The 18,609-nt window shown below is 48.6% G+C and carries 20 protein-coding genes; 8 read left to right on the plus strand and 12 right to left on the minus strand.

Features of this window, described 5'->3' with window-relative positions:
* Window positions 1-48 precede the first annotated feature (48 nt).
* From L9G74_RS03900 to L9G74_RS03915, 4 genes are all read right to left on the minus strand, one after another.
* Complete coding sequence (locus L9G74_RS03900) at window positions 49-1,347, minus strand: OmpP1/FadL family transporter (protein WP_238894966.1); 1,299 nt, start codon at window positions 1,345-1,347, stop codon at window positions 49-51.
* A 334-nt stretch (window positions 1,348-1,681) separates the two neighbouring features.
* Window positions 1,682-3,133: a sodium/proline symporter PutP gene (putP, locus tag L9G74_RS03905; protein ID WP_238894967.1), complete on the minus strand. Its 1,452-nt coding sequence runs from the start codon at window positions 3,131-3,133 to the stop codon at window positions 1,682-1,684.
* A 251-nt stretch (window positions 3,134-3,384) separates the two neighbouring features.
* On the minus strand, window positions 3,385-3,885 hold the full coding sequence (locus tag L9G74_RS03910) for a (R)-mandelonitrile lyase (protein ID WP_238894968.1): 501 nt from the start codon (window positions 3,883-3,885) through the stop codon (window positions 3,385-3,387).
* A 303-nt stretch (window positions 3,886-4,188) separates the two neighbouring features.
* The gene (locus tag L9G74_RS03915) at window positions 4,189-4,635 is read right to left on the minus strand and encodes a hypothetical protein (protein WP_238894969.1); all 447 of its coding nucleotides are present in this window, start codon (window positions 4,633-4,635) and stop codon (window positions 4,189-4,191) included.
* 348 nt (window positions 4,636-4,983) lie between these two features.
* Here L9G74_RS03915 and L9G74_RS03920 point away from each other — a divergent pair, with 348 nt between their 5' ends.
* A complete protein-coding gene (locus tag L9G74_RS03920; protein WP_238894970.1) occupies window positions 4,984-5,922 on the plus strand; it encodes an AEC family transporter in 939 nt (312 codons plus the stop codon).
* Here the strand turns inward: L9G74_RS03920 and L9G74_RS03925 are convergent, their stop codons facing one another.
* Both L9G74_RS03925 and L9G74_RS03930 read right to left on the minus strand, forming a co-directional pair.
* Window positions 5,923-6,678 carry a class I SAM-dependent DNA methyltransferase gene (locus tag L9G74_RS03925; protein ID WP_238894971.1) on the minus strand — a complete coding sequence of 252 codons (756 nt, stop codon included), beginning with the start codon at window positions 6,676-6,678 and terminating at the stop codon, window positions 5,923-5,925.
* 159 nt (window positions 6,679-6,837) lie between these two features.
* Window positions 6,838-8,595, minus strand: coding sequence for a M61 family metallopeptidase (locus L9G74_RS03930; RefSeq protein WP_238894972.1), 1,758 nt, complete (start codon window positions 8,593-8,595; stop codon window positions 6,838-6,840).
* A 292-nt stretch (window positions 8,596-8,887) separates the two neighbouring features.
* Here L9G74_RS03930 and hinT point away from each other — a divergent pair, with 292 nt between their 5' ends.
* Genes hinT through L9G74_RS03950 form a run of 4 tightly spaced genes read left to right on the plus strand, consistent with a single transcriptional unit; the run spans window position 8,888 to window position 11,469 of the window.
* A complete protein-coding gene (gene hinT / locus L9G74_RS03935; protein ID WP_238894973.1) occupies window positions 8,888-9,265 on the plus strand; it encodes a purine nucleoside phosphoramidase in 378 nt (125 codons plus the stop codon).
* Entirely contained in the window at window positions 9,249-9,755 is a 507-nt protein-coding gene (locus L9G74_RS03940; RefSeq protein WP_238894974.1) for a PaaI family thioesterase, read from the plus strand. Before hinT ends, L9G74_RS03940 begins: the two co-directional genes overlap by 17 nt.
* Window positions 9,748-10,203 carry a PaaI family thioesterase gene (locus L9G74_RS03945; protein WP_238894975.1) on the plus strand — a complete coding sequence of 152 codons (456 nt, stop codon included), beginning with the start codon at window positions 9,748-9,750 and terminating at the stop codon, window positions 10,201-10,203. The genes L9G74_RS03940 and L9G74_RS03945 overlap by 8 nt, the downstream gene beginning before the upstream one ends.
* A 57-nt stretch (window positions 10,204-10,260) precedes the next feature.
* Window positions 10,261-11,469, plus strand: coding sequence for a hypothetical protein (locus L9G74_RS03950; RefSeq protein ID WP_238894976.1), 1,209 nt, complete (start codon window positions 10,261-10,263; stop codon window positions 11,467-11,469).
* A gap of 389 nt (window positions 11,470-11,858) precedes the next feature.
* Here L9G74_RS03950 and L9G74_RS03955 read toward each other — a convergent pair whose 3' ends face one another.
* The 3 genes from L9G74_RS03955 to L9G74_RS03965 all read right to left on the minus strand — a co-directional run bounded on the left by L9G74_RS03955 (window position 11,859) and on the right by L9G74_RS03965 (window position 14,030).
* On the minus strand, window positions 11,859-12,410 hold the full coding sequence (locus L9G74_RS03955) for an isochorismatase family protein (RefSeq protein ID WP_238894977.1): 552 nt from the start codon (window positions 12,408-12,410) through the stop codon (window positions 11,859-11,861).
* 230 nt (window positions 12,411-12,640) lie between these two features.
* On the minus strand, window positions 12,641-12,928 hold the full coding sequence (locus tag L9G74_RS03960; protein WP_238894978.1) for a helix-hairpin-helix domain-containing protein: 288 nt from the start codon (window positions 12,926-12,928) through the stop codon (window positions 12,641-12,643).
* 223 nt (window positions 12,929-13,151) lie between these two features.
* Window positions 13,152-14,030: a LysR family transcriptional regulator gene (locus tag L9G74_RS03965; RefSeq protein WP_238894979.1), complete on the minus strand. Its 879-nt coding sequence runs from the start codon at window positions 14,028-14,030 to the stop codon at window positions 13,152-13,154.
* 105 nt (window positions 14,031-14,135) lie between these two features.
* Between L9G74_RS03965 and L9G74_RS03970 the strand changes: the two genes are divergently transcribed.
* On the plus strand, window positions 14,136-14,792 hold the full coding sequence (locus L9G74_RS03970; protein ID WP_238894980.1) for a DsbA family protein: 657 nt from the start codon (window positions 14,136-14,138) through the stop codon (window positions 14,790-14,792).
* A gap of 23 nt (window positions 14,793-14,815) precedes the next feature.
* Window positions 14,816-15,691: a Vmh family MBL fold metallo-hydrolase gene (locus tag L9G74_RS03975; protein WP_238894981.1), complete on the plus strand. Its 876-nt coding sequence runs from the start codon at window positions 14,816-14,818 to the stop codon at window positions 15,689-15,691.
* A 99-nt stretch (window positions 15,692-15,790) separates the two neighbouring features.
* On the opposite strand, the gene L9G74_RS03980 is transcribed toward L9G74_RS03975, so the two are convergent.
* On the minus strand, window positions 15,791-16,543 hold the full coding sequence (locus L9G74_RS03980) for a MipA/OmpV family protein (RefSeq protein ID WP_238894982.1): 753 nt from the start codon (window positions 16,541-16,543) through the stop codon (window positions 15,791-15,793).
* A 362-nt stretch (window positions 16,544-16,905) separates the two neighbouring features.
* Here L9G74_RS03980 and gstA point away from each other — a divergent pair, with 362 nt between their 5' ends.
* Window positions 16,906-17,508: a glutathione transferase GstA gene (gene gstA, locus L9G74_RS03985; protein WP_238894983.1), complete on the plus strand. Its 603-nt coding sequence runs from the start codon at window positions 16,906-16,908 to the stop codon at window positions 17,506-17,508.
* A gap of 55 nt (window positions 17,509-17,563) precedes the next feature.
* On the opposite strand, the gene L9G74_RS03990 is transcribed toward gstA, so the two are convergent.
* Both L9G74_RS03990 and L9G74_RS03995 read right to left on the minus strand, forming a co-directional pair.
* Window positions 17,564-18,280: a YczE/YyaS/YitT family protein gene (locus L9G74_RS03990; RefSeq protein ID WP_238894984.1), complete on the minus strand. Its 717-nt coding sequence runs from the start codon at window positions 18,278-18,280 to the stop codon at window positions 17,564-17,566.
* Window positions 18,277-18,555, minus strand: coding sequence for a hypothetical protein (locus L9G74_RS03995; protein ID WP_238894985.1), 279 nt, complete (start codon window positions 18,553-18,555; stop codon window positions 18,277-18,279). Before L9G74_RS03995 ends, L9G74_RS03990 begins: the two co-directional genes overlap by 4 nt.
* Between the last annotated feature and the right edge of the window lie 54 nt (window positions 18,556-18,609).

Here is an 18,609-nt window from a genome sequence, read left to right on the forward strand (position 1 = left end):
AAGCCAGCACAAGGCTGGCTTCTAAATGGCGGCTATAACTCGAGTCGATTAGAAGCTATAGCTGTATTGCAGCGCGTAATACATGGCTGACGATTCAGTTTTTGCGTTAACCGGGCCAACTAAACTGCTGTTCTCGATCAACTCAACCTCTTCACCACGCACGTAAGCGATACCTAAATCTAGGCTGGTATTTTTGCTCCATTTATAACCGGCACCCACGGTGAACCATTGACGGTTTGAGTCTGGAATAGACAGTGAACTCAGTTTGTCTACCACGCCACGGTCGTACATGTAACCTGCGCGCAGGGTCACTTTAGGGTTGAGATTATAAGTACCACCAACACTACCTAACCAAGTGTCACGCCAATGGTATTGTTTCAGAGGTGATTCGATACCTGAACCGACAGGAGTGCCTGCGAAGTCACCGCTAGCAATCGTCGCATTACCGTCTTTGGCGGTGATTTGGTCAAACGAACCCCACGCTGTGTATTGCGCGGTATAGTGAATGGCGAAGGTTGGCGTCAACTGGTGGAAGCCTGCGAACTGGGTGATGTCCGCCAGTGGTACGTCTAGGCGATCAAAGTCGATGCCCACTTGTTGTGTGCTCAGGCCAGTAATTTCACGGCTCGACAGCACATTAATGTCACCTTTCACTGTGACTGTTGGGCTCTTACGGAAGCTCAAACCAAAGCGGTTGTCTTGGTTCAGCTCATAAGTCACACCCACAATACCACCGTAACCCACGCCATCAGCGTCAACATCAAGCAGCGGAGTGTCACCCGCATAACGGGTCAACTTACCTTTACCGTAGATGGTGTCAAAGCCCAAACCGACACTCCAGTGTTGGTTGATGCGATAAGACAAGCTCACGTTGAAGTTGATGGTGGTCACTTCGGTTTCACCGATCAGATCGAATGGCGCTACGGCACGGTTTTCAACCAGTGATGCGGTATCAGTACCGGTACCATAATTAGAGAATGCGGCGACACCCACGGCCCATTTGTCGTTCAATGGTTGGATATAGTAGAAGTTAGGGATCAATTTGACGCTACCTGCGTCATCGATGCCACCTAAATCTACTGCGCCGCCAGCAAAATTCACGTCTTTAACGTCAATTTTGATATCTGCCACGGTTAAGCCCACGGACAGCGCAGAATTATCAAACAGTGCCATAGCACTTGGGTTACGAGCAAGTACAGCGGCGTTATCGGCAATGACTGCGTCACCAGCGTTAGCGCGACCGACACCGTTGGCCGATTGGCTGTTCAACTGGAAGCCCGCGGCACCAGCTTGGAAGCTGCCGCAGGTAACTGCCAGCGCGAGAAGAGTCTTGTTAAACTTATGCATGTATTTGAGTCTCTGAAATTATCTTTTATCGCAAGTGCTTGTTAGTAAAAACTAACCAGCCCCATTTTTAATAGCTCGCCATGTTATGTATCAGTGAAACCATCAGCAAGTCCGACCAGATAATAAAACGCGAAATTTCCCAATAAATCTCGCGGATTTAGCATTATCAAGTCTCAAACATTGCTGTATTTCACTATCCCAACATGTTGATATCCATAATGTTAGTTGAAGTTTATAAAGAAAATAGGACTTTAGTGTCAAAAAGTTTACCTGAAGGTAACTTTGTACAGTTGATTAAGCAGTAGCACGTGCTGTGATCTATGTCACATATGGCTTACAGCGATGTTTTAAACATAGTGTAACTTTGCTGAGTTGCGTGGTTGGGTGGAAAAAATTTACTGAAAACAATGCCAGCAAGGCTAGAAAGCAGAAAACCGGGGGCTAATTCGTATAAAGCGAAGATGCCTTGGTCAGATAATTTCCATAACACCACGGTGGTGGCGCCGACCAAGATACTGGCAATAGCCCCTTGGCGACTGTAGCCGCGCCAAAAGAGGCTGAGCAAAACAACGGGACCGAAAGCTGCGCCAAATCCCGCCCATGCATAGCTGACCAAGCCGAGCACGCTGCTTTTAGGATTGAGGGCGATGATGGCGGCTAGCAGCGCAATGGCCAGCACCGCGAGGCGCCCAACCAGCATCAGTTCTTTACTGGATGCCTCTTTACGAAACCAACGGCGATAGAAATCTTCGGTCACCACGCTGGAACATACCAACAACTGCGAATCGATGGTGCTCATAATGGCTGATAAAATCGCGGCGATGAGAATGCCACCAATCCACGGATTAAAGGCGATTTGAGTAAGATAGATTAAGACGGTTTCATGGTTTTTGAGTGGGCTATCAGCAAAATACAGCATGCCAGCAACGCCGGTTGCAAGTGCTCCTAGCAGCGAAATAATCATCCAACTCATGGCAATGCGGCGCGATACCGTTAAATCATTACGTGAGCGAATCGCCATAAAACGGCTAAGAATATGCGGCTGGCCAAAATAGCCTAAGCCCCACGCTAGCGCTGAGCACAAACCAATCATGGTGGTTTTGTCACTCAATAATGCCAGCTTGGCGGGATCGAGTGAGTCAATGCTCTTATGCAACTCAGGATGGGTAAAAATACTTACTGGCACAATGAGTAACGCCAGCAGCATCAAACATCCTTGGAAAAAATCGGTCCAGCTAACGGCAAAAAAACCGCCGAGGAAAGTGTAGGCCACAATGATCACTGAGCCGATGGTCAAGGCAAGGTGGTAATTTAGCCCAAAGGTTTCTTCAAACAGAATGGCACCACCAACGAGACCCGAAGACGCGTAAAAGGTAAAAAACAGTAGGATGGTGATGGCAGACACCAGTTTGAGAACGCCGCTATGATCTTTGAAGCGCTTTTCAAAGAAATCCGGCAAGGTGAGGGCGTTATCTGCTTGTTCGGTATAGTGACGTAGGCGTTTGGCAACGAATAACCAGTTTAGCCATGCTCCGAGCACTAAGCCGATGCCCATCCATGCTTGGCCCATGCCATGCAAATAGATCGTGCCCGGTAACCCGAGCAATAACCAACCAGACATGTCGGATGCGCCGACACTTAATGCGGTGACGGCGGGCCCCATCTGCCGTCCACCAAGGATGTAATCATCGATTGAGTTGGTGGCGCGAAACGCCCAATAGCCGATGCCGAGCATGGCAACTAAGTAGCTGGTAAAGGTGATGATAATTGGCAGTTCGAGGCTCATGTTAAATCGGGTGTTTATTTATTGTTGTTATTGTGTTGCATATTGGCAGTTGATGAAGCTCTACCACAACAGATTATTAAGGCGCTGGTACGGCGTTGACGTGGCGGGGTTTGGCAGTTGTATGCGCGGTTTGTGGTGTGGCTGCCCGAAGGGTTCATTTAAACGCCTCCTGAACTTTGTTGCATCCAGCTTGCTTAGTTGACTAAGCATCGCAGGCAGCTGTTGTCTGTTGACGTTATTACGGCGGAGGCTTATCTGCTCGCGGCTTGATATTCCGCAGCAGTGACTTTGTCACCCCAAACCACGTTTTTGTCGTCTTTGCTGGCGGTGATCACCAGATGCGTCATCGGCGCATCTGGTGTGGCGCCATGCCAATGTTCAATGTTTGGTGGGCACCATACGGCATCACCCGCTTTAAACTTGATGACTTTGCCGTCACGCGTTGCTGTTAGCGCTATACCTGAGGTGACTATCATATGTTGTCCAGCGGGATGATGGTGCCACGCAGTGCGCGCGCCAGGCTGAAAGGTAACATAAGCGCCTGAGTAATGGGCGGTGTCATTGGCTGGGAAAACCATCTCTACGGCTACGTCGCCAGTGAAATATTTTTCCGGGCCTGCAAATGCACCTTGCGTCCCCGCTTTATACAACGTCTGAGCGGCGGGGGTCGCTTGGTCAGCCGCAATTGCCATACTGGTGGCAGTGCTAAAAACCGCGGCAGTTAACAGTAACGAGGGTAGTTTGTAGTACATCGGTGCTCCCGTTGATTATTGGCATAAAGCTCTGTTGCGGTAAAAGATGCGACACAACATCACTGATGAGGTGATATGAAAGGTGGAATCCCCAGCCTTGAAACTGCTCGCTACAAGAGATGATTTGCGCGGCATCGGTGTCATGTCTGCCGCTTATCATATCGCGGCGGGGTGGCAGGATGACTAATGGTGATTATTCATTAGTGATATGAGTTGCGATCATTTAACTCATATCACCATGGTTCTAGGGGCTGACGCGGCTTGGCGAGGAAGATTGGTTGTTGGGACGATATTAACATTTAGCTACAGTAACACCGGTTGTTCACTTACCGCCATATTGGCCGTCAGAATGCTCAACAGTTGTCTCAACGTTTCCAAGTAATTGTTCATATGCTGCTGACTGTGCCACGGGCAGGTGGAGTCTTGATAAAGAAAAATTCCCGCAGCGTTTTTGAGACCATCAGTCAGTGGCAATTGGCGAATCAATATATAGCTACTATCGGAAATGCTGCACTGGTACTCGGTATAGTCTACCCACTCATTAAAATCACCCACGCCCAGCGGTTTGTATTCTCGATTGACCAGAAACATACGGCCGGTATTGCTAAATGGCGTGACGGCGTAGGGCAATAGTACTCGAATGTACTTGCTAAAATACTCCGAGGAGGACACTTGGATTTGGCGGTCTTTGTCGAACAGATGAATTAACGCGCCTTCAATAGTCCGTACCAGCTGTTTTTCGTGAGCCATATTTGCTTCCTTTCAAGTCATTACTGCTAAGACACAACAACATTCAAATTTGATGGGGCAGCATCGCTGCTTGAATAGGTTATTTAACCGCATCCGCCACGTCATTGCATCTCGCTTATTTCGATGAAGCAGTATCGCTGGCTGCACCACATTTATCATCGATGTTATGTGCAAAAATTAAACGCTAACAGCCGCCAGCAGGTGCGTTGTCAGCGTCATCCTGTTAGCTGGCTGTTATTTGCTGCACGTTAAATTGTTGAAAGCTTAGTGTTCTTTTCTTGTACTCATTAACAATAGTTCAGAACAGCGTATACTAGCGTTTTGCAACAGCAAAGATAGGTTGTAAACATGGGTGTTGGCGTCATCATTAATCAGATCATGGTGTTATTTCTGTTGATGGGGTTAGGTTTTGGTTTGGCAAAATCTAAGCTGCTTGATAAGCCCACCACCGATAAACTGATCTGGTTGCTGTGTTATGTGGTGATGCCGTGCCTCGTCTTTAATGCCTTTCAAATTCCCTATTCCGCCGAGTTATGGCACAACTTTATGTTGGTAGGCGGGTTGTCGTGTGCCATCCACATTCTGTTTATTGTGTTGAGTAAATTACTGCTTAATACCCGCCGACTCAAACGCCAAGGCATTGCCGAGCAGATGCAATTTACTGCGGTGTATTCTAACTGCGGCTTTATGGGGCTGCCGCTGGTGGTGGCGTTGGTGGGCAGTAACGGCGCGTTTTACGGCTCAGTGTATATCGCTGTTAATGGTATCTTTGTCTGGACTCACGGCTTACTAACGCACTCCGGGCGGTTAGAACGCCGCGCGTTGGTCAAGGTGTTGTTTAATCCCAATACCTTAGCGGCCATCATCGGCTGTTTATTCTTTGTCTTATCAATTCAACTGCCATCGGCATTGCATGATGCGGTGGGCCATGTTGCCAAGATGAACACCGCGTTGGCGATGATTTTGGTGGGGGCGGCGATGGCGCCAGTTAAAATCGGCAAGATTTGGTTTAGCGGTGCTGCGTGGTTAAGCGTGTTGATGCGTAACTTGCTGTTTCCTGCGGTCGTGTTAGCGGGGTTATTGGCGTTACATATCAGCGGCGATATGTTGTTGGTGGTGTTAGCGCTCAGTGCTTGCCCGGTGGCGGGCATGTCAGTGATTGTGGCTCAACTAACGGGGAAAAGCACCGACTTCCCCGTGAAAAGCCTCACCTTGTCGACCATTGTTAGCCTCGTCAGTTTACCTATGATGCTGACCTTGGCAGATACTTGGTCACGCGCTAACTGATCAGTTTACTAACGGCTTTTTAGTGCATACCACAATAGCGTTACCAGCTTGTGCGTCCATCGGCAAAATTTTGTGATAGTCATGCTCAAACAGCTGCACCTCAAAGTAAGGGCTGAGTAACGCCACCAACTCGGCAAAGCTTACCGCCACCATCGGATGTTCATCCTGCCAAATCTGTTGCTCTGTTTGATTGGTCTTGGTGATGCTGAGTTTTAATGCCTGCATTTCCCCGTCACCGCCATAATACCAACTCGAGCGGAAGGTAAACTGCTCAGCATCTTGCGTTGCCCCATGCTCAACAAACAAGGCGTTGTTGATCTTATCTTTGGCGACTGCGTTAAAGCAGAACAGCCCGTCGTCCGCCAAGGCATTATGCACGCTGGCAATGCACTGTTTCAGCTGGTCGATGCCACCGTTGTAGTGGATGGAGTAGAGGAAACAGGTGATAAGATCTAACGGTTCGTCAGCGCTGAAGTTGCCCATATCCTGCATACTGAATTGCGCTTCAGGGCAGCGTTTGGCGGCGATATCCAACATTGGCTGATTGATGTCTAAGCCTGCGCTTTGAAAACCGAAATCAAGGAAGTGGCGTACATGTGGCCCAGTGCCGCAGGCCAAGTCCAGATGGCGTTTACCACCATTACCAAACAGTTGCGCTAATCTGCTCACACAGTGGCTTTGGGCGTGATAGTCGATATCGACACACATCAGATCATAATAGCCCGACAAGTCGGTATACAGAGCGTTAGCAGACATTAAAACAGTTCTAGGCAGGTGAGCGGTGGCGCATAGTAATGGAATTTGACCGCTTTGCGAAGCGTTAACTTCCTTAGGTGATGGAGGCGGCGACAGTCTGTGAGCTGGACATAAAAAAGAGCGGCGAGGCCGCTCTATGCTCGGAAATGTTGTGTCAGTTTAACTTAGCCAAGCTGGCACTAACGCTTCATCGCGCACCAGCAATGACACGGTATCCAGCGCGGCGGCTTCGAGTGGCAGTTCACCGCTCATCAGCACATCGTCACGGAACCAGTGCAGGGTGATGCTGCCGCCTTGCGGATATAGCTGCAAAAACTGCTCAAACTGCGCGCCCGCTTGCAGACCGTCAGCGGCGATCAAAAGGTCTTTAGCACTTAAACCAGCACGATGGGCAGGAGAACCATTCGCCACGCTGACGATGCGGATCCCCAAACCTTCCGCTTTATATTTGGCACCAAAGCCAATAGCGAGTCCGTCGACATCACCACCGCCTTGATCCGCATTACTGCTGCTTGAGCGTAGTTTTAGCTCAACGCCAAATTTGGCTAGTAACTCAGCCAGTGGCAGATCTTCCGCTTTGTTAATCCAGGCAAATTCGGCACTGGCATCGCGGCCGAGCAACTCACTATACAGCTGCTGGTGGCTGTCATCATCGGTGCCGATGCCTTTCAAACCATAGCGTTGCCACAATAGACGCATCAGGTCGTCGAGATTTTTCTCGCCTTGGGTTTCCAGTCGCAGAGTAAGGTCGAGATACAGCGCAAACAAACCGCCTTTGGTGTAGTAACTGACAATGGCGTTACCAGCGTTTTCATCTTGTTTGTAGAACTTAGTCCACGCGTTGAAGCTGGACTCGCCCAGACTTTGCTGCAAACGGCCAGCACCGCGATAAACGCGCGTAAAGGTATGGCTCAGCAGCTCTAAGTAACTGTCACGGTCAACGCGGCCGCTGCGGTAAGTCATCAAATCATCGTAGTAAGAGGTGATGCCCTCATAGGCCCACAACTGCGGCGTATAGGTCTCACTCTCTAATTGGTATGGAGTGAACGCCGCGGGCTTAATGCGCTTCACGTTCCAGCTGTGAAAATACTCATGGCTACAGAGGGTTAAATAGCTGCGATAGTCTTTATCAACCGGGGCATCAAGCGATTTAGGCAGTTCATTGCGTGAACAATGTAACGCGGTTGAAGCGCGATGTTCTAAGCCGCCGAAGCCGCTTTTAAGCACTTGCGTCATAAACAGGTAGCGTTCAAACGGTGCTGGTGTACCAAACAGTTTGATTTGGCTTTCGCAGATAGCGGTCAAATCTTGCAACAGGCGCGGCATATTGCAGTGATGACGCCCAGTTAACACTACATCGTGGCGTACACCACCGGCTTCAAATGTGCCTAAGGTGAAGGTGCCCATTTCCACGGGGTGATCAATCAGCTCGTCATAATCAGCTGCACGGAAACGGCCAAATGCAAAATCGTCGCCTTTAATCCGTGGCAGGGTGGTTGCCACTTGCCAACCTTGCAACTGTTTTGGCGGGAGAATTTCCACTTCATGCGGTTGCTGCTCTTTGCCGCGAACCGCTAAAAACACACTGCTGCCGTTAAAAAAACCGTGGGTTTGATCTAAATGCGCGGTGCGCACTGACAGGTCCCAAGCATAGATTTGATAGCGCAGGTGCAGCACATCAGCGTCGGCTTCAATCAGCCAACGTTGTTTATCAAGCTGCTGAATATTCAGTGGCCGGTTAATTTCATCCGATGCGCGTAAGCCAATAATATTTTTGGCAAAGTCACGGATCATATAACTGCCTGGCAACCATGCAGGCAACCAGAACTCTTGCTGTTTAGCGGGCGCGTCAACCCGCATAGAAACTTCAAATAAATGTGCCACTGGATCAACGGCGGTAATTTGATAACTGATCATTGAGTCTGCTGATTTGAAGTGTAAAGAAGTGCTCCACATGCTGCCAAAAATAGCTAACGACAGCAATCTGCACTCGCTAAATAAATCACTTTTAACGGCAGATTCAGATGATTGCTGTTTTATTGCACAATACTGTTTGGCAGGCTTTACAGCTTTTGACTATGGGATGAAGCTGCTATGTTAGTGTGACTGGCGCATTCGTTTCCGCTTACAGGTATAATGCGACCACGTTTTGAGCTTAGCACAGTGTTTTACTGCGCTACTGACATTACTAATCACCGGAGAGTGTAAGATGGCTGAAGAAACCCTATTCAGTAAGATTGTCAGACGTGAAATTGCTGCAGATATCGTATATCAAGATCATTTAGTCACGGCGTTTCGCGATATCGCGCCGCAAGCCCCCACACATCTATTGATTGTGCCCAACCACGTTATTCCTACCGTTAACGATGTCAAAGCATCGGATGAAGCAGCGCTTGGCCGTATGTTCACCGTGGCCGCAAAATTGGCGGCTGAAATGGGCGTCGCCGAAGACGGTTTTCGCTTAATTGTGAACACCAATAAACACGCCGGACAGGAAGTATTTCACGTGCATATGCACCTACTAGGCGGCAAAGCGTTAGGGCCGATGTTGAGTCGAAAAAAAGATAACAATGAAGACAAATCCTGATTTTTTCCCAATGACCTTGTTAGCCACGCGCTTTGTTAATCAACTGGCGCAGTGTCGTCGTTTGGGGCTCAAAGTGCATGAAGCCAGCGAGCATCATGTACTGTTAGAACTGCCTTATAACGAAGAGCTGATTGGCTACCCTGACACCGGCGTATTGCACGGTGGGGTGATTACCACCTTGATGGATACCGGCAGCGGTTGCGCGGTGATCTGCGCCATTAAAGAGAAATTTGGCACCTTAGAAATTTCGCCAACGTTGGATTTGCGTGTCGATTACATGAAACCGGCACAGCCACATAAGCCGATTTTCGGCATGGCCGAATGTTATCGCTTGTCATCCAGCGTGGCATTTACGCGGGCGATTGCCTACCAAGACAGTGTTGACGATCCTATCGCCCATGCGGTGGGTTCATTTATGCGTATCAGTCCAGAGATGATTGGTGACAGCTTCCGCAAAGCGCTGATGGGCGAGGAGGTGCAGTATGACTGAGCCGAAACCGCCACTGACCGACGTTAAAACATTGGTCGCTCGCGTTGCTGAAACTAACGATTTCGCTGACCTGATCGCCCACGTGCCGTATGCCAAATTTATCGGAATGCAGGTCAATCGTTTTGGCGATGAACTGGTATTCCAACTGCCCGCTAATGACGACAACATAGGTAATCCAGTATTGCCCGCTTTGCACGGCGGGGTGATTGCGGGGTTTATGGAAATGTCGGCCATCATACAGTTGATGGTGTTTATGCAAACCAGTAAAGTGCCGAAAGTGGTGGACTTCTCCATCGACTACCTCCGCGCTGGCTACCACAAAGACAGCTACGCCGAGTGCCATATCACTCGCCAAGGCCGCCGTGTTGCCAACGTACATATTGAGTGCTGGCAAACCAGCCGCAAACAGTTAATCGCCACCGCGCGGGCGCATTTTTTGATTGAATAAAATAACAACGATTTAATGGTTTTAATGCCAGTTTTTTAACAGGGAAAAAGGCTTTTAATGCGGATTTTAATACTTAAAGGGCAATCTCAGTATGATGTCCTGCGCTTTTTTATTGATGAAATAGGACATGGTTTTAGCGAACTCGGTTTTAATGTTAGTACAGTTGATCTGATTAGCGATGATTGGAAATCGCAGTTAATGTCAGTCATTAATTCCGGCGTTGACATCGTTTTCTCATTTAATGGTATGGGAATTGGGCTGCAAACTGACAATGGTGATTTGTTATTTGAGACGTTAAAAGCGCAATGTATTTCAATCTTTGTTGATCATCCTTGCATTCATTATTCTCGTATCGTTTCTGCGCCGAGCAATTCTATCTTTACGTTTATCGATAAATCACACATAGACTTTTGCCGCCAGCATTTTAATGGAAAAAACTATGTTTTTTCATTTTTACCACATGGCGGTTCAAAAATTGCACTCGCAAAACATCCTGAACTTTCATCTGTCATGTTTGATGATTCATATCAAAAAGCATCGGTGATGTTTAGTGGCTCCTATAAGAATGCCACTGTTGATGATGTAGCCAACCAGTATGTCTCGCCGCTGCTAAAATCACTGTTTTTCAGTGTGTATGAAGAATTAGCGGTTACTCACAATCAGTGCTTCTATGATGCAGTCACCGATGTGATGAAAGATACCGGGCTTTATATTGCAAATAATGAACGATTAACTCTGACCGTGAATCAAATCTTTGCCGGAATTAATCAAGTTCGCTGCGCTGAAAACCGCCAACGGCTGTTGGGTGCCGCGGAGTCTACCGGTATTAACGTTGATATTTATGGCCCAGCAACTTGGACTGCATATTGTGACGATAAAAAGTATCTGAATTATCGTGGTCAGAAAAACTACCAAGAGATTTTAGGACTATATCAACAGTATCAATTCGTGCTTAATGACAATAATGATTTTTACAACGGCTCGCATGAACGTCACTTTGATGCGTTGGTGAACTTCGCATGTCCCGTTTCACCTATCAATGCATATTACCAAAGTGGTCAACATGGTGGTGGAGTTGGCTTATTTTATGAGCGAAATAATCCAGCAGAAGTTATTGCTGAGTTAGCCAATGCGGAGCAATTGTACGGCCAATTTAAGCATGGATTAGAGTCTACCGCAGAGGATTTTAAATTTATGCATAGTTGGAAAAGTCGCGCCACCGAACTTGTTAGTTTGCTTGGCCTTTTCGGGCAAGTTGGTCGCTAGCGAAAATGTAACAGGTAAAGCACGGTTGTCGCCAATATGCAGAGTGCTGGCAATGCTATAACATCAAGGCCGATGGCTCGGCCTTGATGTTGCTAAGAGAAAGATTGTGCAAACAAATCGTCGCGACATGCTGGATTTGTTCCTGTGATTGCCGTTCAAGGCCACGAACCTCGGGTATGCAGGAGCATGGCAACGTTGGCTAACAAAACAATCGTCAGCTTACCAAACCGCGTAGACCTCCGTAGAGCACACAGGACTTAATTTCATCTGCCACTATTTCCCAATCACCAGCGCGTTGTCACTGCGTGACTCGGGTATACATCATTGTTGATATTGGGCAATAAAAAAACCGCGGGTGAACCGCGGTTTAATGTGTGGCTCTCGCCCAATTACATCGCTTGGCTCGCGATAACCGGATGGGTCAATTCAGCAGTAGCTAACGCTCGCACTGTCACACCAAAACTGGTGATTTGTGGCAGCGTGCAGTTGTGGTGTTGGCGAATAAATTCACCACTGCTGTGCGGCTTGTCGTGCGTAGTGTGCGCATCGGCGACCAAGTCGACTGCGTAACCGAGTTCAGCGGCGCGGCGCACTGTGGTATCAACACAGAACTCAGACGCATAACCACAGATGATCAGATGGTCGATATCATGTTGGTCTAACAGTGGTTTCAAAATGGTATTTTGAAATGCGTCTGGGGTGCACTTCTGTACAAATTGATCCCCCTGACGCACCAGCAAATCTTGTTGTAAACGCCATGCATCGCTACCCGCTGGTACGTCAGCACTTTGGTGCTGAATAAATACTACCGGCGTACCTGTGGTATGTGCCCATTCGGTTACAGCGTTGATGTGACTCACGGTGGCAGCAGCATCGTATGGCAGATTGTCTTGTTCAAAAAATGCACGTTGCATATCGATTACCAATACTGCAGTTTTCATGGTAGTTCCTTCCAGTTTCAAAATTGATCATGCTGAAATCATTACGCTAAGCAGTAGGGCACTGGGAATAGTTCGAATGATTCGTCAATACGGCAACTAAACATACGGCCTCGACTGCGGCTAAACGTTGATATTGGTCAAAATATAACGCTTTAGTAACTAATTTACGGCAGCGGCATGTGTGTGAAAGCGCATGGTCGCGGCTTTTGAAAGTAAATGGGTTATAAAAGTCAGAGTGAATATAACTTTTTACGCTCAGCGGTATAGTGCCACCATGCTTGCGGTGGCTCGCCCTCAGCAAAACGCACCAGTGAGATCATCACATCCAGCACGCACGGGTCTTGTCGTGCGCCTGTGAGTTCGCACAACCTTAAATAGAGTTGATAAGGATCTTGACCATTAAGCTGTACAGGCTGCTCGATGCCCAGTAACCGCAGATCGTCAGCCATTGCCGGACCCACATTCGGCAGATCGGTTAACTGTTTTACCTGTTCGCGAACCACTTTAGCGGGATGCATGTTGCTGTCCGAAGTTGTGGTGTTAAGTTGTCATGCTAGTGGGAAATACCGTGTCTGACTAGGGGCAGTTGGTGGAGAAGACTACTCGGTACATCACCTGTATTGCTTAAATCACGCTCTGCTAGCTACAAAAACAACCAGCAAAGATCAACAACCTCTAGGGGCGCCCATCGGTACCTCGATTTGCCAACGTTACCTGTCGCTGGCGGCAACAAGTGAGCAGCTACTGGTGCAGAAATGCGGTCAGTGCTTCTAGCAGAAGTTTGAGCGCTAACGGTTGGTGTAGTCGACTGCGATAAATGCCATAAATGCCGAGCGTTTGCGGCTGATAGTCTGGCAGTATGGCCACCAGTCTATTTTCCGCAAGATAGGGCGCAACATCCAACCATGGCAGTATCGCTATGCCAGCGTGATTTAACACGGCATCCAGCAAAATAGATGACTCATTCACACTCAAGTTGCCCTGAATATCAACCGTCACTGGCGCGCCGCTGTGGTCGATAAACTGCCAACGCCCTTCGGTAAAGTTGCTGTAATGCAAACAGTTATGCTGGGAGAGCTGTACTGGTGTGTGCGGTGTACCGTGCGCCGCCACATATTCCGGGCTGGCGCACAGCACTGAGCGGCAATCACCTAAACGCCGTGCAATCACATTGGGGTCGAGTTCATTGGTGATCCGAATGGCTAAATCAATCCGCTCGGCCACCAGATTGATATTTTGATTACTGATCATCACTTCCACTTTTAATGCAGGATGCTGCGTTAAAAAGCTGTTGAGCACTGGATTGAGGATGCGTCGAGCGGTGAAATGGGCGCAAGAGATGCGTAAGGTGCCCGCCACACTTTGTTGTAGTTCCGTTTGGCTGATGCCTTCGGCCAGCTGTTGCAGTGCTTGTGTTTGTAGCAGCAGTTGTTCACCGGCGGCGGTTAGCGTCAGCTTACGTGAGGAGCGGTGCAACAAACGGCTACCTGACCATTGCTCCATCTCCGCCAGATAACGACTCACCATTGGCCGCGACATTCCCATAGCACGGGCGGCGGCGCTTAAACTGCCCAACTCACAAATGCGATTGAATACTTCCGCAGCGGTCACTCTATCCATTTATCTGCTCGATTTATGAAACCTTCTATGTCTGATTATGGCTATTTTGTTTCTTAAAATGAAACTTAAAATAGCAAGCATCAAATTTTGCTGGAGACTATCTGTATGACGCATTCATCTTCCCTGACATTACATTGGATCATCGACCCACTTTGCGGCTGGAGTTACGGCGCATTACCGCTGCTGCAAGCCACAGCAACTGCATGGCCTCAGCAAAATGTGCTGCATTCTGGCGGGCTATTTGTTGGCTACAGCCGTCGTCGCATCGATGCCAATTGGCACAAGCATGTGCAGGAACATGACGCCCGCATCGCGCAACTGACAGGCGCTGAATTTGGCGCTAACTATCGTGAGCAGCTGTGCCGTGATCAATCTGTGGTGCTCGACTCATTGCCCGTTAGCAGCGCGATGTTGAGCCTGCAACAACAAGATTTTACCCAAGCGTTGGCGTTGTTAACTGCCGCTCAGCATGCATGGTATGTGGACGGCAAAGACGTAACGCAAGCCAAGGTGTTGGATGAGTTAGCCACCAAACTGGCGATCGAACCAGCGCTGTGGCAACAAGCGACCAGTGATACAGCAATGCAGCAGGCAATGACTGCCATTGAACAAACACGGCAACTGATGGCGCAGCATGGCGCGCAAGGGTTTCCGAGTTTGCTGATCCAGCGCGGTGAGCAATATAGCAATGTGCCAGTCAATCGTTTTTACGGAGCGCCTGACGCATTAGTTGCTCAACTACAACAATGGCTTAACGCTTAATACTCATAAAACTGGACCTTATTATGAAAAACTTGCTCAGAACAATACTCGCCAAAGTGCTAGTCGTCAGTGCCGCGTTGGCCTTTGGTGGCAGTGCTGCCGCCACCGAGTTACAACTACAGACGTATAATCCGCAGCAGCAGGGCGTATTTCCTATCAGCTCAACGCTGATCACTGGTCCGCACCAAGCCATGCTGGTGGATGCGCAGTTCAGCATTAAAGATGGCGCCAAGCTGGTGGCGTTGATCAAAGCCAGTGGCAAGCAACTGACCACCATTTTGATCACTTGTGGTGACCCTGACTTTTACTTCGGCCTACAGCCGATAGTCGCGGCGTTTCCTGATGCCAAAGTGCTAGCCACACAAAAGGTGGTTGATCATATCAACGCCACTAAAGCTGCGAAAATTGCCTACTGGGGGCCGATTTTGCAAGACGGCGCACCGAGTAAAATCATCGTGCCACAAGCGACAGCGCAGCGAGTGTTTAAGATCGATGGCGAAGTGGTAGAACTGCATAAAGCCGATGATTACGGCGCATTTTTATGGGTGCCACAGCAGCGAACGATTCTTGGCGGGGTTGGTGTTGCGGCAGGGCAACATATCTGGACCGCGGATACCCAAACCAAGGCGGCTCGCCAAGCGTGGCGCGATGATATCGATGCGATGTTAGCGCTACAGCCTGCTAAAGTGATCCCCGGCCATTTTATTCAAACCATGCCTAGCGGTGTTGCGGCGTTGCAATTTACCAAAGACTATCTGCAAAGCTTTGAGGATGTATTGCAAACTGCGAATGGCTCCGCCGCCGTGATTGCCGCTATGCGCGCTAAATATCCTAACTTAGCGGGCGAACAATCGTTGGAGCTGAGCGCCAAGGTGAACACTGGCGAGATGAAGTGGTAAACATGAATTGCCGCAATGGCTGAATAACACAAAGGGCGTGCAACCACTAGGTGTACGCCCTTTGCTCTTTGTTCCACTGTTTATTACAGATACACGTTATTACATCTTGTAAGTGACGGTGAAATAGGTGGAGAAAATACCGTCACGTTCAACCATTGGGCTGTCAGCAATTTCGCTTGGTTCCCATGTGTAACGCAGCGCCAGCGAAGTGGTCAGTTCCGGGGTAATTTGGTAATTGGCTGTTAAATTAACGTAAGGCAGAAACCCTGAGTCAGATTCAAACGCGTTTAAACCAGAAGCGACCGCTTCGCGTTGACTCACGCCATAGTAATAGTTGTTGAATTTATCGTTGTGCCATTCAACACCCACGGCTGGGATCAGCGTTAGCGCTTGGTTCCACTTAAAGCGATAACCATAGTTCGCATCCGCCATTACACCACCGTCACTTTCATCAAGCGCATCCATATGTGCTGCGGTAGTGATTTGTCCCCAATAAGAGGAAAAGCGGTAGCGCACACCAACCATTGCCGTGCTATGGCGACGATTAAGTAACTTCAGTTGGCGGTCGCCAGTATCATCGGGATCAAATTGGCGTGGCGAGTAGGTGATGTCCAGCGCTAAGGAATGTTGTTTATTTTTGATCAGATAGTAACCGGCGGAGATACCACGCACATAAAAATTATCCGATTCATAGCTGACCATGGGGATTGGCAGTACCAAATTGTCATAGTCTTTATACACATATTGTGAATAACCGATGGCACCACCAATGCTTATTTGCTCTTCAGCTAGAGATGGCAAGGAGGCAGTACCACAAGCGGCAATCAGCGCTAACTTTGTCCATTTATTCATCATCAATTCCTCAGTAATTAGTCGGGCTGTTGACCCTTGCTGGTCATTTTTGTGCACTGGTGCTACCCGCAAGGTTCATTCAAACGCCTGCTGAACGTGGTTGCGCTCAGTTGGCTTAGTTGATAAGCATCATTGGCCGCGTCTGGTTCATAATGCGTTTAATCTCGGAAAAATCAAACACTAAAGGTCACCAGCCTCTAGCGCGGCGGAGTATAGCTAAAGTAAGTTGAACGCAAGCTTATCATTTTGTGGCGCTGGCGTAGAAAACATTTACTTGTCCAATACTTACCAGACGGTAAGTACTTCCTTTATCAGCGCAGATGCATAGACTGAAGCAGCATTTAATTGAGGATCAATGACAGATGAAATTGTACTTTACCCCTGGTGCTTGTTCATTGGCACCGCACATTGTGTTGCAAGAGTTAGGCTTTCCATTTGAATTAGCGCAAGTGGATATTCCTACCCGTAAAACCATTTCAGGTGAAGATTATCTGCAAGTTAACAGCAAAGGCTATGTACCAGCGTTACAGATGGATGATGGTACTGTGTTGACCGAAGGGATTGTGATTTCACAGTTTCTGGCGGAGATGAAACCCGAAGCGGGCTTGGTGCCGACTGACAGCATGGCGCGCTATCAGCTGCAAAGTTTGTTGGTTTATCTGTCTACTGAGATCCATAAACCGATGGGGGCCATGTTTAACCCTAATCTAGTTGCGGATGCGCGTGTAGCAACAGAAGCTCAGTTGAGCAAACGCCTCGATTGGTTGGTGAATGAACTCGGTGAGCAACAATATCTGTTTAACAACCGTTTCAGTATTGCTGATGCCTACTTCTTTACCATTCTCGGATGGGCGGGCATGGTCAAATTTGATCTGAGCCGTTGGCCTACATTGGAAGGCTACCGTTTGCGTATTGCTGGCCGTCCTGCTGTACAAGCCGCGATGAAGCAGGAAGGTTTGATCTAAATCGCCTTGCTTTTGCTTGCCCAAATAGCCCCGCATTGACGGGGCTTTTTCGTTATTACTGTGGTCCAGCGGTATCGTTAGCCGTTGTTGCGGTTAAGGTGCGTTTAGCCGGTTCATCATTGACCGGAAAATAGCGGTCAATGAAGCTAAAGCGAATCACAAATTGTTTCACCAAGTAGCCGACTAACAGCGCAGCGATAATGGTGCCTTCGCGGATACCTAACAACTCTCCAAAAATCAGCAGTGACGCCACCACGCCGCACAGCACCATGGCGCTATCAATGCGGATTTTAACTTTACCAAACTCGGTTTGCAGCAGGTCAGCGATGGTCACCGCCAAGCCTTCACCGGGCAGATAGGTTAAGTTGGCTTTGACAATCAGAAATACCCCAAACGCCAACACCGCACAGCTCGCCACGCAGGTGAACAGTTGCAACCAGTAGCTCTCTGGCCGCACGCTGTGCAGTAGTACCATCGAGCAATCAATAAAGTAACCGAAAAATGAAGCGGCAACGATCTGCAGTAGTTGTAGCAGCCGATAGCGCCGACGCAGCAGTAAAATCTGTAGCAACACAATGAAACTGTTAAAGATAATGGTCAGTTCACCAATAGTGAGTTCGACGTGTAAACTCAATACATAGGGTACGCAGGAGATCGGCGATACCCCTAAATTGGCCTTGATTGATAGCGCAACGCCGATTGCCATAATAAATAAGCCAATCACAAACAGCGTCACCTTATTTGCCAAGTGATGGCGTGAAATACGTTTCATACCGCTTCCTTTTTATTGCTCACCCATCGACCACAGCCACCGCTAGCCTTCAGAGGTAAGCCCACAGAGAATGCCAAAGGGAATAGTGAATTCAGCGCAGTGCGTACAGCAAACGCAGCAGAACATTCGTCGATGCAGCGACAACTAAACGGGCGGTATTGAAGAGGGCCTTCAAGGCTAATCGCTAAGCGGTTTAGCTTGGCAAATACTGCGGCGCTGAAGAAGGCGGTATTATCCGCGCCTTGATACAGTAAAACTTTGATCTTGATAGGCAAAATGAAACACTCATCGGCGTGACATCGTGCTGATAACAACAGCGGCCCGCGTTA

This window comes from Shewanella electrica (assembly GCF_022321485.1).
GTDB classification, from domain to species: domain Bacteria; phylum Pseudomonadota; class Gammaproteobacteria; order Enterobacterales; family Shewanellaceae; genus Shewanella; species Shewanella electrica.

Excerpts from the sequence above, each read along its gene's own strand:
- L9G74_RS03900 (WP_238894966.1), bottom strand. The coding sequence starts at position 1,347 with ATGCATAAGTTTAACAAGACTCTTCTCGCGCTGGCAGTTACCTGCGGC.
- putP (WP_238894967.1), bottom strand. The coding sequence starts at position 3,133 with ATGAGCCTCGAACTGCCAATTATCATCACCTTTACCAGCTACTTAGTT.
- L9G74_RS03910 (WP_238894968.1), bottom strand. The coding sequence starts at position 3,885 with ATGTACTACAAACTACCCTCGTTACTGTTAACTGCCGCGGTTTTTAGC.
- L9G74_RS03915 (WP_238894969.1), bottom strand. The coding sequence starts at position 4,635 with ATGGCTCACGAAAAACAGCTGGTACGGACTATTGAAGGCGCGTTAATT.
- L9G74_RS03920 (WP_238894970.1), top strand. The coding sequence starts at position 4,984 with ATGGGTGTTGGCGTCATCATTAATCAGATCATGGTGTTATTTCTGTTG.
- L9G74_RS03925 (WP_238894971.1), bottom strand. The coding sequence starts at position 6,678 with ATGTCTGCTAACGCTCTGTATACCGACTTGTCGGGCTATTATGATCTG.
- L9G74_RS03930 (WP_238894972.1), bottom strand. The coding sequence starts at position 8,595 with ATGATCAGTTATCAAATTACCGCCGTTGATCCAGTGGCACATTTATTT.
- hinT (WP_238894973.1), top strand. The coding sequence starts at position 8,888 with ATGGCTGAAGAAACCCTATTCAGTAAGATTGTCAGACGTGAAATTGCT.
- L9G74_RS03940 (WP_238894974.1), top strand. The coding sequence starts at position 9,249 with ATGAAGACAAATCCTGATTTTTTCCCAATGACCTTGTTAGCCACGCGC.
- L9G74_RS03945 (WP_238894975.1), top strand. The coding sequence starts at position 9,748 with ATGACTGAGCCGAAACCGCCACTGACCGACGTTAAAACATTGGTCGCT.
- L9G74_RS03950 (WP_238894976.1), top strand. The coding sequence starts at position 10,261 with ATGCGGATTTTAATACTTAAAGGGCAATCTCAGTATGATGTCCTGCGC.
- L9G74_RS03955 (WP_238894977.1), bottom strand. The coding sequence starts at position 12,410 with ATGAAAACTGCAGTATTGGTAATCGATATGCAACGTGCATTTTTTGAA.
- L9G74_RS03960 (WP_238894978.1), bottom strand. The coding sequence starts at position 12,928 with ATGCATCCCGCTAAAGTGGTTCGCGAACAGGTAAAACAGTTAACCGAT.
- L9G74_RS03965 (WP_238894979.1), bottom strand. The coding sequence starts at position 14,030 with ATGGATAGAGTGACCGCTGCGGAAGTATTCAATCGCATTTGTGAGTTG.
- L9G74_RS03970 (WP_238894980.1), top strand. The coding sequence starts at position 14,136 with ATGACGCATTCATCTTCCCTGACATTACATTGGATCATCGACCCACTT.
- L9G74_RS03975 (WP_238894981.1), top strand. The coding sequence starts at position 14,816 with ATGAAAAACTTGCTCAGAACAATACTCGCCAAAGTGCTAGTCGTCAGT.
- L9G74_RS03980 (WP_238894982.1), bottom strand. The coding sequence starts at position 16,543 with ATGAATAAATGGACAAAGTTAGCGCTGATTGCCGCTTGTGGTACTGCC.
- gstA (WP_238894983.1), top strand. The coding sequence starts at position 16,906 with ATGAAATTGTACTTTACCCCTGGTGCTTGTTCATTGGCACCGCACATT.
- L9G74_RS03990 (WP_238894984.1), bottom strand. The coding sequence starts at position 18,280 with ATGAAACGTATTTCACGCCATCACTTGGCAAATAAGGTGACGCTGTTT.